The 14,988-nt window shown below is 71.8% G+C and carries 16 protein-coding genes; 11 read left to right on the forward strand and 5 right to left on the reverse strand.

What is annotated here, in order from left to right:
• Positions 1-146 precede the first annotated feature (146 nt).
• The 6 genes from HD597_RS62565 to HD597_RS62590 all read left to right on the forward strand — a co-directional run bounded on the left by HD597_RS62565 (position 147) and on the right by HD597_RS62590 (position 4,433).
• Positions 147-1,364 (forward strand): winged helix-turn-helix domain-containing protein, encoded by a 1,218-nt coding sequence (locus HD597_RS62565; protein WP_253758924.1) that lies wholly within the window; start codon positions 147-149, stop codon positions 1,362-1,364.
• A gap of 160 nt (positions 1,365-1,524) precedes the next feature.
• On the forward strand, positions 1,525-1,842 hold the full coding sequence (locus HD597_RS62570) for a hypothetical protein (protein ID WP_253758926.1): 318 nt from the start codon (positions 1,525-1,527) through the stop codon (positions 1,840-1,842).
• 144 nt (positions 1,843-1,986) lie between these two features.
• Positions 1,987-2,232, forward strand: coding sequence for a hypothetical protein (locus HD597_RS62575; RefSeq protein ID WP_253758928.1), 246 nt, complete (start codon positions 1,987-1,989; stop codon positions 2,230-2,232).
• Positions 2,233-2,525: 293 nt separating this feature from the next.
• Positions 2,526-3,167 (forward strand): gamma carbonic anhydrase family protein, encoded by a 642-nt coding sequence (locus tag HD597_RS62580; protein ID WP_253758930.1) that lies wholly within the window; start codon positions 2,526-2,528, stop codon positions 3,165-3,167.
• A 6-nt stretch (positions 3,168-3,173) separates the two neighbouring features.
• On the forward strand, positions 3,174-3,416 hold the full coding sequence (locus tag HD597_RS62585) for a hypothetical protein (RefSeq protein ID WP_253758933.1): 243 nt from the start codon (positions 3,174-3,176) through the stop codon (positions 3,414-3,416).
• A 225-nt stretch (positions 3,417-3,641) separates the two neighbouring features.
• Positions 3,642-4,433 carry an SH3 domain-containing protein gene (locus HD597_RS62590; protein ID WP_253760025.1) on the forward strand — a complete coding sequence of 264 codons (792 nt, stop codon included), beginning with the start codon at positions 3,642-3,644 and terminating at the stop codon, positions 4,431-4,433.
• Between the two features lie 52 nt (positions 4,434-4,485).
• Here HD597_RS62590 and HD597_RS62595 read toward each other — a convergent pair whose 3' ends face one another.
• Positions 4,486-5,565: a LacI family DNA-binding transcriptional regulator gene (locus tag HD597_RS62595; protein WP_253758935.1), complete on the reverse strand. Its 1,080-nt coding sequence runs from the start codon at positions 5,563-5,565 to the stop codon at positions 4,486-4,488.
• A gap of 175 nt (positions 5,566-5,740) precedes the next feature.
• Between HD597_RS62595 and HD597_RS62600 the strand changes: the two genes are divergently transcribed.
• The gene (locus tag HD597_RS62600) at positions 5,741-7,597 is read left to right on the forward strand and encodes a DUF2264 domain-containing protein (protein WP_253758937.1); all 1,857 of its coding nucleotides are present in this window, start codon (positions 5,741-5,743) and stop codon (positions 7,595-7,597) included.
• A gap of 4 nt (positions 7,598-7,601) precedes the next feature.
• The gene (locus tag HD597_RS62605) at positions 7,602-8,051 is read left to right on the forward strand and encodes an SRPBCC family protein (RefSeq protein WP_253758939.1); all 450 of its coding nucleotides are present in this window, start codon (positions 7,602-7,604) and stop codon (positions 8,049-8,051) included.
• Between the two features lie 553 nt (positions 8,052-8,604).
• On the opposite strand, the gene HD597_RS62610 is transcribed toward HD597_RS62605, so the two are convergent.
• On the reverse strand, positions 8,605-8,979 hold the full coding sequence (locus HD597_RS62610; protein ID WP_253758940.1) for a DUF4267 domain-containing protein: 375 nt from the start codon (positions 8,977-8,979) through the stop codon (positions 8,605-8,607).
• Between the two features lie 90 nt (positions 8,980-9,069).
• Between HD597_RS62610 and HD597_RS62615 the strand changes: the two genes are divergently transcribed.
• Entirely contained in the window at positions 9,070-9,645 is a 576-nt protein-coding gene (locus HD597_RS62615) for a TetR/AcrR family transcriptional regulator (protein ID WP_253758942.1), read from the forward strand.
• A gap of 367 nt (positions 9,646-10,012) precedes the next feature.
• Here HD597_RS62615 and HD597_RS62620 read toward each other — a convergent pair whose 3' ends face one another.
• Positions 10,013-10,870 (reverse strand): helix-turn-helix domain-containing protein, encoded by an 858-nt coding sequence (locus HD597_RS62620; protein WP_253758944.1) that lies wholly within the window; start codon positions 10,868-10,870, stop codon positions 10,013-10,015.
• A 122-nt stretch (positions 10,871-10,992) separates the two neighbouring features.
• On the opposite strand from HD597_RS62620, the gene HD597_RS62625 reads away from it, so the two are divergent.
• Together HD597_RS62625 and HD597_RS62630 are read left to right on the forward strand one after the other, a co-directional pair.
• Positions 10,993-11,406 (forward strand): hypothetical protein, encoded by a 414-nt coding sequence (locus HD597_RS62625; RefSeq protein ID WP_253758946.1) that lies wholly within the window; start codon positions 10,993-10,995, stop codon positions 11,404-11,406.
• Between the two features lie 112 nt (positions 11,407-11,518).
• Positions 11,519-12,898 carry a S28 family serine protease gene (locus tag HD597_RS62630; RefSeq protein ID WP_253758948.1) on the forward strand — a complete coding sequence of 460 codons (1,380 nt, stop codon included), beginning with the start codon at positions 11,519-11,521 and terminating at the stop codon, positions 12,896-12,898.
• A 198-nt stretch (positions 12,899-13,096) separates the two neighbouring features.
• Here the strand turns inward: HD597_RS62630 and HD597_RS66410 are convergent, their stop codons facing one another.
• On the reverse strand, positions 13,097-14,212 hold the full coding sequence (locus HD597_RS66410) for a Gfo/Idh/MocA family protein (protein ID WP_253758950.1): 1,116 nt from the start codon (positions 14,210-14,212) through the stop codon (positions 13,097-13,099).
• A complete protein-coding gene (locus tag HD597_RS62640) occupies positions 14,209-14,988 on the reverse strand; it encodes a ThuA domain-containing protein (RefSeq protein WP_253758952.1) in 780 nt (259 codons plus the stop codon). Before HD597_RS62640 ends, HD597_RS66410 begins: the two co-directional genes overlap by 4 nt.

Here is a 14,988-nt window from a genome sequence, read left to right on the forward strand (position 1 = left end):
TGCCATGCCCAGCACCAAGCCCGCCACGGACGCAAGCACCAAACCCTGCCACCGACCCCCGGCGCCAAGTCCCGCCACCGACGCCCAGCGCCGACGACGTAACCCCGCTTTGCCGTCGAACGTCTTTTCGATTACGCTCCTGCCTCGTGGCCCTAACCCTCACCCTGGAGTCGGCCCGGCGGCTGGCCGTGATGTGCCAGCACCTCGCAGGCCCACGCCCCGCCGCCGACCTGGAGGGCCTGCGTGCCGTCCTGCGCAGCCTGCGCTGCCTCCAGCTCGATCCGATCAACGCGGTGGCCCGCAGTCACCTGCTCGTGCTCTGGAGCCGGGCAGGCCACTACGACCCCGCCGACCTCGACGCGCTGCTGTGGCGGGAGCGCTGGCTGTTCGAATACTGGGCCCACGCCGCCTCGATCGTGCTGGCCGAGGACTACCCGATCCATCACCTCATGATGCGCCGCTACGCCACGGGCGAGTCCGACTACGCCCGCATGGTGCGCGGCTGGATCGAGGCCAACGACGCCTTACGCCGCCACGTGCTCGACCGCCTGCGCGACGAGGGCCCGCTCCCGCCGGGTGCGTTCGAGGACCTCGCGGCCGTGCCGTGGAAGTCCACGGGCTGGACCAACGGCCGCAACGTCGAGCGCATGCTGGACTTCCTGTGGTCGCAGGGCCACATCATGGTGGCGGCCCGGAGGGGCCGCACCCGGCACTGGGACCTGACGGAGCGCTGGCTCCCCGACTGGGCGCAGTCCGAGCGGCTCTCCCAGGAGGAGGCGGTGAGCCGAGCGACCGAGCACGCCCTGCGCGCCCTCGGCGTGGCCCGCGTCCCCGACATCGAGCGCCACTTCACCCGCGCCCGCTACCCGGGCCTGGCCGACGCGCTCGCCGGCCTGCACCGCGCGGGTCGCGTGGTGCAGGTGACGGTGGAGGGAGGCGACGAGGTCTGGTACGCGCACGTCGACGCGCTCGCTCTCCTGGAACGCGACGCCTGGCAGCCGCACACCACGCTGCTGTCACCGTTCGACAACCTCATCTGCGACCGCGAACGCACCCTGCGCCTCTGGGACTTCGCGTTCCGCACGGAGATGTACGTCCCCAAGCACAAGCGTCAGTACGGCCACTACATCATGCCGATCCTGCACGAGGAACGGCTGATCGGGCGGCTCGTCCCGCGCATGGACCGGCGGCGCGGGGTGCTGGAGATCGAGGGCGTGTTCCCGGAAGCGAACACCACCATCGACCCGAGCACCGTCCAGGCCGTCACGGAGGCGATCACCGGCATGGCCGCGTTCGCCGGTGCCCGCGAGATCGTCCACGGGGAGAAGGTGACAACGCCATGGCGGGCTCTCGTCGCTGGGTAGGGCGCCCTCCGCACCCGGCCTTGATCGGTGCCGGCAGGACGACTAGCGTGATCGCCGTTCTGACGGAACGGCGGGGCCGGGCGATCGTGTCACGCGGGATGAGCCCCGGTCGTGCCCAGTTGCCCGATCACGCCGCCATGGAGTTCGGGGGTGACCGGAGATGAGCGCGGAAGAGGATTTCAAGCAGGTCGGCGCCGAGCTGGCCGATCTGGGTGTACGGATCTCCAGGATGATGGGGAGTCCCGCGCTCAAAGATCAGGCCGGGAAGGTGTTCGCGAGCCTGCAGCGTGACGGCGCGATGGTGTTCCGGCTGGTCAGGGATACACCCGAGCACGCGGCCGCGCTCCAACTGCCCGAGGCGTCCCTGTTCGACCCCTCGGGGCAGGGCAGGCTGATGAAGGACTGGGTGGTCGTGCCCCACTCCTCGGCCGGGAAGTGGACGGACCTGGCCGAAGCCGCCCTCAGCCGCCCACGCTGATCAGCAGGCTACGACGATGGTGTGGTGGTGGGGCCTGGCCATGCGTGCTCGATCATCATTGCCTCCGACCAGGGCAGCTTCCGACCGAGGCAGCTTCCGAGCTTCGGGCCCGGGCTTGACTTGAGGTTGGCCTTCTTCATCCTGTTGCCGCATGTCGCCATCGAGCACCACCAGCCCACACCACCGCCCGCCCGCCACGGCCGGCGTCCACGAAGAGACCTCCGCACGTGGCCTGCTCGCACCGCTGATCGCACCATCCACCTGCCCTCCGAGCGTCGAGCGGGCGTCGAGCGCGACGAGGGCGAGCGCGACGACGGCGAGCGCGGCTCGGGCCGGGTCGGCGTCCGGGAGCCCCGCCGCGCAGGCCCGCCGTCGATCGCCTCGTCCTGATCGACGCCACCATCCCCGGCCTCGCGCCCGACATCCCGATCCTCGCCCCTGAGGCGCAGAACGACATGTTGCGGCACTTCTCGTTCAACCGGAGGTGCTCCGTCGACGAGCTGCTGGTCCGTGGCATCTCGGCGCCCCTGGTCAGGGCGAACGCCTCGACGCCCTGCTAGTGCCGTATCAGCCAGCGTTCGCCCTGTGTGTAGTGCCTCAGATCGCGGGTGGCACAGGTCTCGGCGAACGCGACGTCTGAAACCCGCCAGCATGCTCGCGGTCGGTCGGGCGAGAATCCGCTCGTGATCGCTGAAGCGCAGGGAATCCGCATCCGGCACAGCGGGCATGAACCGCAGGTCCATCCCACCGCGTACGTCGCCCCGACGGCCACGCTCGTCGGCGATGTCCGCGTGGGGCCGAGGGCGCGGGTGATGTACGGTGCGGTGCTCGATGCCGAGGGGTCTCGGATCGAGGTCGGGGAGGCGGCGGTGATCTGCGAGAACGCGGTGTTGCGCGGGTCCGCGGTCGCCGGCGATCAGCCGGTGCTTGTCGGCGACCACGTCTTCGTGGGGCCGCATGCCACGCTGCTGGGCTGCGAGGTCGGCAGGTGCGTCTATGTGGCGACCGCGGCGACGGTCCTGCAGTGCGCACGGTTGGGGGCCGGCTCGGTTGTCGCTGTCGGCGCGCTCGTCCATGCGCGCACCGTCCTGCCGGACGAGTACTTCGTGCCGCCGCACACCGTGGCGCTCGACGCGCCGGTGCGACTGGTGGGACCTGGCGATCCGGGCCTGGCCGAGGCCATCAGGCGGGTGGGCTTCGCGCAGGTGGCGTTCGGCGTCGAAGCGGAGTGGACCGACCGGATCAGCCGGTACGAGCACATCGCGGAGGTGCGCGTCGCCGAGTTCGGCACGCACGCGGACGATGAGGTCCTGAATCTCGGCTAGCGTCGCGTGGTCGACGACATCAGCCACGAGGGCCTGCGGGGACTGCTCCGCGAGGAGGAAGTCTCGTCTCACGGCATGAAGACCTGGACGACCTCCCGCGATCCGGACTACGCCGCCACGAAGGCCCGCGTCGAGCGCCTGTACGCCTTCGCCGACGGCGAGGCCCTGGAAGTCCGCCGCTACCTGCGCACCTCTGGCCGCCGACAGTCCGCCTGGCGATCGTGGGTGACAACCACTTCCCGCACCTGAGGGGAGCCCCGACGCCCTCCTCGGTCAGCTCTTGGCCTCCCTGCGCGAGGAGGGTGGTCTCTGGGACTGGAGTTGCGGATGAGCCGCGGGGGTAGTTGGGCCGGTTTTGACGCCGGAGCGGGATGGGACCTCCCGGTCGTGGGGCAGCCCGACAGGTGACTGCAAGGCGACGGCTCTCCGTGGGGAGCAGCGGTCGCGAAGAAGCAGGAATCGGGGGTACCCGCGATGCGGACCACCATCACCAAGCTCGCCATCGCCGGCGCCACAGGTGTGACGGGCCTGCTCGGCGCGGCGGCGACCGCGCAGGCCGACGTGGGCACGGGGCAAGTACGGACCCAGGCCGACGTGGTCGCAGGTCAGGTGCAGGCTCCGGCCGGCCTGGCTGTGGGGCAGGTACGGGCCCAGGCCGACACGGCTGCGGGGCAGGTGCGGGCTCAGGTCGCCCAGCCGATACCGGACGACGACGATGACGACGGCCTGCGCGTGGCCGACCCCGAGGGCGCACCCGTGCGTGCGGGGCCCGGCCCCGCGTACGAGGTCGTGGACCGCATGAACTACGGCGATCCAGTCCAGTACGACGAGACGACCGGCTACGTCGAGATGACCGAGCAGGAGGCGGCCCAGATCGCCGAGCTGCTGGTCGGCGACGCCATACCCGGCGCGGCCATGCCGGCGACCCAAGACGCGGCCCAGCTGACGGCCTCCGAGGCCGCGGCTGCCGAGATGGCGGCCGGCCAGATGACGACCGGCCAGATGACGACCGGCGACATGCCGTCCGGTGAGATGGCGACCGACAACGGCCTCTCCGGCGACTCCGCGGCGCACGACGTGTACAGCGAGATGACCGCCGACGACCTGGCCCCCTCCATCGCCGTCCCCGCACAACCGACCACCACCTACCCGGCCGCCTACGTCGTCCAGCAGGTCGCGAACGCGCTCGGCCCGAGCACCTCGGAGAGTGCCTGGCTGAACGTGGACAACGGCTACGTCTGGCTGGGCGACGTGGAGCCTGACTGAGCCCCGGGCGGGGTTGGGTGAGCGGCGGCGGCCTCAGGGGCGTCGCCGCTCCTCACCCCAGGTCGGGCCGGATCGGCCGCACGGAGTCGCGGACGATGATGTGCGTGCCGAGCAGCACGTGCCGGGCCGGCGCCGCCTTGTCCTGGCCGCGTTCGAGCGCCAGGCGGACGGCGGTGCGGCCCAGCTCCTCGTGCGGAACGTGCACGGTGGTGAGGTCGATGTCGGCGGACGGCGGCAGGTCGTCGAACCCGACCATGGAGATGTCGTCGGGCACCCGCAGCCCGTGCTCGCGCAGGGCCTGGCGGGCGCCGGCGGCGATGAGGTCGTTGCCGGCGAAGACGGCGGTGAAGTCGGGAGGCCCGGCCGCGAGCCGTTCCCGGATCATGCGGTAGCCCTCGCTGCGCTCCATCGTGCCGTCGATCTCCAGGCCCGGGTCGTGGGGGACGCGGTGATCGGCGAGCGCGTTGCGGTAGCCGGTGATGCGGCTGTCGGAGGTGGTGTAACCCTCGTGCCGGCCGAGGAACAGGATGCGCCGATGCCCCGCCGAGAGCAGGTGGCTGGTGATGGCGTAGGCGCCGCCGGTGTTGTCGTACTCGACGACGAGGGCGGGCACGTCGGGGCCCAGCGTGGGACGTCCGCACAGGACGAGCTGCGAGCCGGCCGCGGCCAGCGCGCGGGCGTAGTCGGCCATGCGCTCGCGGTAGGCGTCGTTGTTGACGACGTTGCCGACGAGGATCACGCACTCGGCGTGCTCCTGCCGCATGAGCTGGACGGTGGCCAGCTCGCGCTCCGGATCGCCGCCCGTGGTGCCGACGATGCAGAGCTTGCCCTCAAGTGCGGCCTGCGTCTGCACCCCCTGGGCGACGTGGGCGTAGTGCGGGGAGACGACGGAGTTGACGATGATGGCGACGCTGCGGCTGCTGGCCCCGGCGAGGTTGCGGGCGTTGGCGTTGGCGACGTAGTCGAGCTCGCGGACCGCCTTCATGACCTTGCTGCGGGTGGCCGGGGCGCTGGGATAGGAGCCGGACAGGATGCGGGAGACCGTGGCCACGGACACGCCCGCGTGCGCGGCCACGTCGCGGATCGTCGTCGGCCGCCGCTCGCCGCTCTCGGACGCCGCACGCCGGACCATGCCACCTCCCAGTGAAACATATGGGTAAACCGCTTACATGGCATGTTTCCGCCCGGCCGTCACGCTGTCAAATCACGCCGTGCACTGTCACATTCGAGACGGAGAGTGAAACGCTTACCGCTGGAAGCCGTTCTTAGGCTCCATTTTCGCGGCATATTGGCCTAGTATCCGCTTTATGCCGATCCCCGATGAGAACCCTCGTGAACACTGGGAGGCCATGGCGGACCACCTGCTGGCCGCCGTGCTGCCGTACGCGACCGACGGTCTCGCCCAGTACCGCCTGCCCGGCAGGGCCAGCAGGTCGGGGCCGGTGAGCGACGGTCTCGAAGGGTACGCGCGCACGTTCATGCTGGCCGCGTTCAGGATCGCGGGGGCGGGCGGCGACGTGCCGCCGGGGCTGCTGGAGCGGTACGCGAGCGGCCTGACCGCCGGCACCGACCCGGCGCACCCGTACGCGTGGCCCGCGCTGACCGACATGTCGCAGCAGCTCGTCGAGGCGGCCTCGATCGCGCTGGCGCTGCACGAGACGCGGCCCTGGCTGTTCGACCGGCTCTCGCCCGCGCAGCAGGAGCGGGTGGTGGGCTGGCTGGCCGGGTTCGTGGGGCGGCGCACGCCGGAGAACAACTGGGTGATGTTCCGGGTGATCGTCGAGCAGTTCCTGGCCGGGGTGGGCGGGCCGTACGAACCGGACGAGATCAGCGGCGGGCTGGAGCGCGTCGAGGAGTGGTACGCGGGCGACGGCTGGTACTCCGACGGCAAGGGCAAGAACTTCGACTACTACTGCGGCTGGGCGCTGCACCTGTACCCGTCGTTGTGGGCCAGGATGAGCGGCGACACGGCCAGGCAGGAGTTGTACGCCGGCCGGTTGCGCCGCTTCCTGGAGCAGTACCAGCACTTCTTCGCCGCCGACGGCGGGCCCGTGCACCAGGGACGCTCGCTGACGTACCGGTTCGCGACGGCGGCGCCGCTGTGGCTGGGCGCGCTCACCGGCGCCTCGCCGCTGCCGCCCGGCCGGACCCGGCGCATCGCCGGGCGGGTGCTGCGCCACTTCGCCGAGCGAGGTGCGCCGGACGAGCGCGGGCTGCTGTCCCTCGGCTGGTACGACCCGTTCCCGCCCATCGCGCAGTCCTACTCGGGGCCGGCGTCGCCGTACTGGGCGAGCAAGGCGTTCCTCGGCCTGCTGCTCCCGCCCGAGCACCCCGTCTGGACCGCGCCCGAGGAGCCCGCGCCCGTCGAGCTGGCCGACCGCTCGCTGGCCATGCCCGCCCCCGGCTGGCTGCTGCACACCACCAGCGCCGACGGCGTCGTACGCCTGATCAACCACGGCAGCGACCGCGACCGCGTCCAGCCCCCGGACGGCGCCCCCGACCCGTACTACGTCAAGCTCGCCTACACCAGCCACACGGGCCCCGAGGTGGGGGAGCAGGCCCGGGGCGTGGACAACCACGTGGCCGTCATCGCGCCCGACGGCACCGCCTCGCTGCGCCGCTTCATCGAGCCGCTCGCCGTCTGCGACGGCTTCGCCGCCTCGGCCTACCAGGACGGTCCCGTACGGGTGGTGACCGCCTCCGTCGTGGACGGCGCCGCCGAGATCAGGATCCACCGCGTCACGGCGCCGGCCGGGCACCAGGTGCGGGACGGCGGCCACGCCCTCGCCGCCCCGGCCCCGCCTGCCCTCCGCCAGAAGGACGGCCTGGCGCTCGCCGCCCGCCCGGACGGGCTGACCAGCGCCGTGCGCGCGCTGAGCGGTTTCACCGGCACGGGCCTGGTCACGGCCGCGGGCGCCAACGCCTTCGGCCACCACTCCGCCACCCCGTACGCCTTCGCGACGTCCCACCCCGGCGGCACCGCCCTCTACGTCAGCCTCGTCTGGCTGGCCGGAACGGAGCAGGACCCGCCTGCTCCCGCCGTGCAGATCGAGCCTGCTGACGTGGTTGTTCTGCGCCTTCCCTGGGGCCGCATGGTGACGGTCGACATGGGGGCGGACGTGCCGGCGGCGCGTCGGCACGAGCCTGCGGAGCCGCGTCCGTAACCTGGTGCGCAGGTTCGAGGGGACGTGCGCGATGGGCGTGCGGAGCGCGATCGGCTGGCCCGAGCGCTACCTGCCGGGCACCACCGACGACTTCGTCTCCAACGAGGCCGTGGTCAAGGGGCCGCGGGCGGCGGACGTGTGGCCGCACCTGGTCGACACCTCGCGGTGGGAGTCGTACTACGGCAACGTCTCCCACATCTCGTTCCCGGACGGCGAGGGCCTCGTGCCGGCTCCCGGCCCGCACTTCAGCTTCGCCACCTTCGGCTTCCCGCCCCTGGTGGCGCGGGTCGTCCAGTACGTGCCGCCCGTCGAGGGTCAGGCCGCTCGCCTGTCCTGGACCGCGCGCCAGGACGGGCCGCCCGCGGAGCGGCTCGATGTGTTGCATGCGTGGCTGGTGGAGGATCTGGCTGGTGGGCGCGTACGGGGTCCTGACTCAGGAGTCCCAGCTCGGTGAGCCCGCTGCGGCCTTGGCCGGGCAGCGGCCCAACCCCGATGCTCAACGGGCACCAGCACTGGCTCGACGGCCTCGTCCGCGCCGCCGCCGCTGCCCACTGAACGCGCCTCCGCCGAACCTGCACGCCGCGCTGCCCACGGGAACGCTGCCGGGCGGCGGTGCGGGGGCGGTGCGGGGGCGGGCCGCCGCGGGTCGGCGGTGAGAGGGAGCGAATTGCGGCGCCGGCCGTCGTGGTCGGGCGGAGGCAGGGGCGAAGCGCGGCACCGGGGTGGTCGCGGTTGGCGGGATGGTGGGCAGTGAGGGGCCGGTGCCTGCCACCGCGGTCGGAGGGGCGACGGGGAGTGAGGCGCGTTGCCCGGTCGTCGCGGTCGGTGTCGTCGTGGTCGGGAGGGATCGTGGGGAGCGAGGTGCGGCGCCCGGCTGTCGTGGTCGGGCGGGTGGTGGCGGCTCCGCGCTGTCGTGGTCGGGCGGGTGGTGGCGGGTGAGGTGCGGCTCCGAACTGTCGGGGCCGGGTGGTGGCACGAGGGCTGCGTGCGGGGTTGGACGGGCGCTGTCAGCTCACGGCGAAGAGCAAGGCGGCGCTGATCAGGACGGCGACCGCGGTCGCGAAGTGGATGCCGAAGGCCACCGCCTTCGTGCCGCCGTGCCGCAGCACGATCACCGTGTCGCCCAGCGGCACCAGGGCGACGACCAGCATGAACCACGCTCCGGCGGAAGGGCCGACGAAGGCCAGTAGCGCCAGGCCGAGCAGGCCGAAGCTGCCGTCACGCAGTCCCTTGATCGTGAGATAGGCCGGATCGCCGTCCACCTTGGCGGGGACACCGTAGCCGGCGGCAGCGGGGCGCGGCACGAGGAGGAAGCGGGCGCCGATGAACAGCACCATCAGGTTCAGGGCGATCGCCAGGCCATAGGCAAGGTAAGCGAGCATGTCGGACTCCTTGGATCTAGCGGTGCTAGGAATGCGAGCAACGCTAGCACTAGCGGTGGCAGAAGTTCTAGCGGTGCTAGATTTGAGAGCATGTCAAAACAGACGCGTATGGAACGCCTGCGTGCCGAGCGGGAGAAGCTGATCATCACGGCGGCCAGGGAACTGGCCGAGGCCGAGGGGTGGGAGGCGGTTACGACCCGGCGGCTGGCTGAGCGGGTCGGGTACAGCCAGCCGGTGCTCTATGGCCATTTCAAGGGCAAGGACGCGATCGTGGCGGCCGTGGCGGTGGAGGGGTTCGCCGTCATGGCCGAGGAGTTGCGGGCTGCTCGTACGGAGGGGGTGGACGCGGCGGGGGCTCTGGCGGGTGTCGCGCAGGCGTACACGTCCTTCGCGGGCTGGCGGCCGGCGCTCTACGACGCGATGTTCCACCAGAAGGTGGACCTGCCGTTCGCCGATCCGGAAGCGCCGGCGGCCCTGTGGGCGGCGTACGGCGAGTTGGAGGAGGCCGTGCGGCCGTTCGCGGACGAGGAGGGGGAGTTGGGGCTGGTGGTGGAGACGTTCTGGGCCGCGTTGCACGGTCTGACGACGCTCATGCGCTCCGGGAGGCTGCCCAGTCAGGGGCATGACAGAAGGCTCGCCATCCTGCTGTCCCGCTTCACCGCCTGAGGTCTGTCCACGGCTCACGCCCTGAGGTCTGTCCCCGCGACGCCGCCTGAGGTCTGTCCACGGTTCGCCCCCGGGGGGCCTGTCCGCAGTTCACCGCCTGAGGTCTGTCGTGCTGCACCGCCCGAGGCCTGCCACGGATCGCCGACCTGAGGTCTGTCCCGCTTCGCGGCCTGCGGTTTGTTCCGCTTCGCCGCCTGCAGCGGCGCTGCGCTGAGAGTGTGCGCTCGTGATGGAGGGCGATGGGCAGGCGTGGGTCGTGGGAAAGGCGATCGTCCGGGCGCGGTCCGGGTCCAACGGCGGCTGTTCGGGGCGGGGCCGGGGCGGACGGGTGATCGTCAGGGCGTGGTGGGGGGCAGGGAGGTGATCGTCAGGGCGTCGCCGGTGGGAAGGGGACGGGTTCGGACGGCGCGGGGCCGCTGGCTGAGAGGGCGCGCAGGGCGTTGGCGGTGAAGTCGTCGAGAGGGTAGAAGAGCTCGATCGCCAGCTCGGACAACGTCACATCGGCCGGAGCGCCGAACGTGGCCATGGTGCTGAACATCGCCAGCTCACCGAACGGAGTGCGGATCCTCAGGGGCACCTGGATCGGGCTCGGCCGGTGGCGCGAGGCTGCGTGATGAGGAGCCTCCTCGCCGCTCGACGGGATCGGGTAGCGGGACACCTCCTCGTGCAGACGGCGGAGCTCGATGTCGCCGGTGGCGTTGACCTGGCGCGACAGCCGTTCGAGGAAGAGCTCTCTCACCTCCTCCAGGTTGGCCAGCCGCCCGGCCAGCCCGTCGGGATGCAGAGCCAGCCGGAACACGTTCGGCCGCGGCTCCAGCAGGTGGGGCGGGATGCCGTCCATCAGGACGCCCATGGCGTGGTTGCCCTGCAACACGTTCCAGACCCGGTCCACCACGACGGCGGGGTACGGCTCGTGCGCCGTCAGCATGGTCTCCAGCGCGGCCCGGATCGAGGCCATGTACGCGTCGTCCAGGCTGCTCTCCCGGTAGGCGGGGGCGTAGTCGGCGGCCAGGAGCAGCGTGTTGCGCTCGCGCAGGGGCACGTCGAGCGCGGCGGACAGGCGCAGCAGCATCGCGCGGCTCGGACGGGCACGGCCGGTCTCCATGTACGACAGGTGCCGCGCCGAGGTCTCGGCCAGGTTGGCGAGATCGAGCTGGCTGAGCCTGCGGCGCTGCCGCCACTCCCGCAGCAGGGCGCCCACGCGAGACGGCTGTTCAACGTCCATCCGAGGAGGATAAGCCACCCCCAGGTGGGCGCCGCCATGACCTCGGAGGTTATTGAGCGCGTAACCACCGCGGTGACATGGTCTTCTCCGGTGACGACCGACTCAGGAGAAGGAGATCTCGGATGAGCACGCCGACCGGGCACCCGGAGACGGACACCGCGGGCCCGCTGCGCACGATCTTGCGGATCGACGGATGGAGCACGGCCGTGTTCGGGGTGATCATGCTCGCCGCCGCCCAGCCCCTCAGCGGCCCGCTCGGCCTGCCGACCGCCTGGTCCATCCCGTTCGGCGTGGCCATGCTGGGCGGGGCGGCGGCGCTCGGCCTCATCGCCGGCCATCCGCGGATTCCTGCGCGATATGTGGCGTTCGTCGTGGCGGGCAACGCGCTGTCTTGCGTGGCGCTGCTGGTCCTGGCGTTCGCGGAGGTGATGCCGCTGACCGGGTTGGGGGTGGCGTTCCTGCTGGTCGGGGCGCTGGTCGTCGCTGTCTACGCAGGGCTCGAGTTCGCGGGGCTCCGGCGGCTGCGGGCCGGGTGATGGGGTGAGGGGCGGGGCGGCCGGAGGGGCATGAAGGGTGGGGTGGTCGGAGGGGCATGATCGGTATACGTTCGGGCGATACCGGTCCTCCTCCTCCGAAGGGGCGCGTACCGTGCGATCACGGTTTCTGGCCGCGCTGACGGCCCTGCTGGCTCTCGTCCTGCCCGCTCCGCCGGCCACCGCCGCGGCCCAGGACGACCTGCTCGAACGGCTCAAGGCCATCCCGGGACTGACCGTCGTGTCGGAGACCCAGCCGTCCGGCTATCGGTTCTTCGTCCTGTCCTACACGCAGCCCGCCGACCACCGGAACCCCGGCAAGGGCACCTTCCAGCAGCGCCTCACCCTGCTCCACCGCTCGGAACAGGCGCCCGTCGTGCTCGCCACCAGCGGGTACGGGCTGCCCGTCAACCCGGGCGCCTCGCGTACCGAGCCCACCCGCCTGATCGACGGCAACCAGGTCTCCGTCGAGCACCGCTTCTTCCGCTCCTCGCGCCCGTCCCCGGCCGACTGGGACGACCTGACCATCTGGCAGGAGGCGACCGACGAGCACCGGATCGTGCGGGCGCTCAAGACGATCTACTCCGGGAAGTGGATCCAGACCGGGGGGAGCAAGGGCGGGATGACCTCCGTCTATCACCGCCGCTTCTACCCGGGCGACGTGGACGGGGTGGTGGCCTACGTCGCGCCCAACGATCCGATCAACCCGCTGGACCACGCCTACGACCGGTTCTTCGCCCGGGTCGGCACCGAGGAGTGCCGTACCGCGCTGGAGAACGTGCAGCGTGAGGCGCTCAAGCGGCGCGAGCGGATGGTGGCGATGCTGGAGGCGGACGCCGCGCGCAACGGCTACACCTTCGCCAGGACGCTCGGCAGCGCGGACCGGTCGTTCGAGATGACGGTGCTCGACACGGCGTGGGCGTTCTGGCAGTACCTGTCGGTGGCCGACTGCCCGTCCGTGCCGTCCGCGAGCGCGACGGACGAGGAGCTGTACGCCTGGATCGACAACGTCGCATCCTTCGCCTTCTACACCGACCAGGGCATCGAGTACTACGCGCCGTACTACTACCAGGCGGCCACCCAGCTCGGCTGGCCCGACCTGGCCTTCCGGCACCTGCGCGGGCTGATCCGCCACCGCGGGCTCTACCAGCCGAACTCGGTGCTGCCCGCCGAGCTGCGCTCCCGGCACGATCCGTGGCCGATGCTGGACGTGGACCACTGGGTGCGTACGCGCTCGGAGCGCATGCTGTTCGTCTACGGCGAGAACGATCCGTGGAGTGCCGAGCGGTTCACGCCGAGCAGGCATGACTCCTACCTGTACGTGGCTCCGGGCGCCAACCACGGAGCCTCCATCGCGTTGTTGCCGGAGGAGGAACGGGCGGCGGCGACGGCCACGTTGCTGCGCTGGGCGGACGTGTCGCCGGCCCGGCGAGCCCCGGAGGCGGCGCCGTCCCTTCCTGACGATCCGATGCTTCCGGATCGTCACACCCGCTGACCGGCACGTCGGTCAGTCGAGCGCCAGGCCGGCACGTCGGTCAGTCGAGCGCCAGGCCGGCATGTCGGTCAGGCGCTCGCCCGCCCGGCTGAGCGCGCGGATCACGGATTCGGGCAGAAGCCGTGACCCGCGCCGCCGTCCGTTCGGCGGACGGTCGTCGCCGCGGCCCGCCGACTGCGGCCGACCGCGGCCGGCCGTTCAGAGGACGGTCGCCGCGGCCCCCCAGGACTTCAGCCGTTCCCGCACCTCATCCCGCACCGGCAACGCCAGCGCCTCCTCGTACGCCCGCTCCAGCAACGCCCCGATCCCCACCCGTTCCCCCGTCCCGGCCGACCGCACGGCAGCCTCGACCATCGCCAGGCTCCGCAGGTTGCCCTTGATCGCCCCGTCCGGCTCCGCGCCGGTCCGTACGGCGCTCACGAACTCGGCGAGCGCCCCGGCGATCTGCTCGTGCGCCGCCGGCGCCACGTCCTCGGCCCGCCCGCCGGCGCTGGAGGTGACGCACCGCTCCCCGTCCCACGTGGCGGTGCCGCCCCCGCCGACGGCCCGCCATTCGCCGTTCCAGGACGTGTCCCGCCCCTCCGCGCACCAGCTCCCGGTGAACACGTACCGGGTGCCGCCGGAGAACAGGAAGGTGGCGGTGGCGGAGGCGTCGCCCTGGTACCAGCTCCAGGAGGGGTTCCAGCTCTCGCACACGACCGAGACCGGCTCCTGCCCGAGCAGGTGGCGGGCGGCGTCGAACGCGTGGATGGCCATGTCCACCAGCAGCGGCTGCGGCATCTCGTCGCGGAACCCGCCGAAGTGCGGGGCGCGGAAGAAGCCCGTGGTGAGCAGGCCGGGCGTGCCGAGCTCGGCGATCCGCTCCCGGAAGGCGGTCAGGGCGGCGAAGTAGCGGCGCGACTGGCTGATCATCAGCAGCCGCCCGGTGGCCTCGGCCGCCGCCGCCTGGACGAGCGCCTCCGCCAGGGTCGGTGCGGCCGGCTTCTCGCACAGGACGGGCAGCCCGGCGAAGAGCGCCTCGATGTTCACCGTGCTGTGCGCCGCGGGGACGGTGACGTTCACGACGGCGTCGGGCTCGGTCGCCGCGAGCAACTCCCCGAGTGAGCCGGCGATCACAACGGAGCCACCGCCCGAGCCACCGCCCGAGCCACCGCCCGAGCCACAGGCTGTGCGCACGGCCGCCTCCGCCCGCGCCACGTCGAGATCGGCCACCCCCACCAGCTCGACGTCCTCGGCCGCGGCCAGCGTACGCAGCCAGGCCACCCCCATGGCCCCCGCCCCCACCTGCACCACCCGAAGCGGACGCCCGCTCACTGCGAGCCCTCCTTGTTGTGCATCGCCCCCCGATACCCGTGCCCGTTGAAGAAGTCGCCCGTCTCGTACCGCAGCAACGTGGGCAGCTCCCGTCGCGCCGGATCCCCCGCCGCCCACTCCACGCCGTTGGCGATGACCTGCAGCACGTCCGGATGGTGGTAGACGGGATAGTCCTGATCGCCGGGGCTGAAATAGAAGATCTTCCCGTTGCCGCGCCGGAACGTGCACCCGCTGCGGAACACCTCGCCCCCGGTGAAGGAGCTGATGAAGATCAGCTCGTCGGGCGTCGGGATGTCGAACTGCTCGCCGTACATCTCCTGGGCGGGGATCACGATCGGATGCGGGACGCCTCGGGCGATGGGATGCGTCGGGTTGACCGTCCAGACCAGCTCGCGGTCGTTCTGGCTGCGCCAGCGCAGCGTGCACGTGGTGCCCATCAGCTTGGTGAAGATCTTCGACCAGTGGCCGGAGTGCAGCACCAGCAGGCCCATGCCCGACAGGACGTGCCGGTGCACCCGCTCCACCACCTCGTTCGCGACCTCCGCGTGGGCGGCGTGCCCCCACCAGGTGAGCACGTCGGTGGCGGCCAGCGCCTCTTCCGTCAGGCCGTGCTCGGGGTCGTCGAGGGTGGCGGTCCGTACGGTGGCCCGCTCGCCGAGCCGGGCCTCGACGCCGCGCCGGATGGCGTTGTGCATGCCGTCCGGATAGATCTCGGCGACTTCGGGCTCGGCCTGCTCGTGGCGGTTCTCGCCCCACACCAGGACACGGATCGTCAT

Source organism: Nonomuraea thailandensis, from assembly GCF_024172165.1.
GTDB lineage: Bacteria > Actinomycetota > Actinomycetes > Streptosporangiales > Streptosporangiaceae > Nonomuraea > Nonomuraea thailandensis.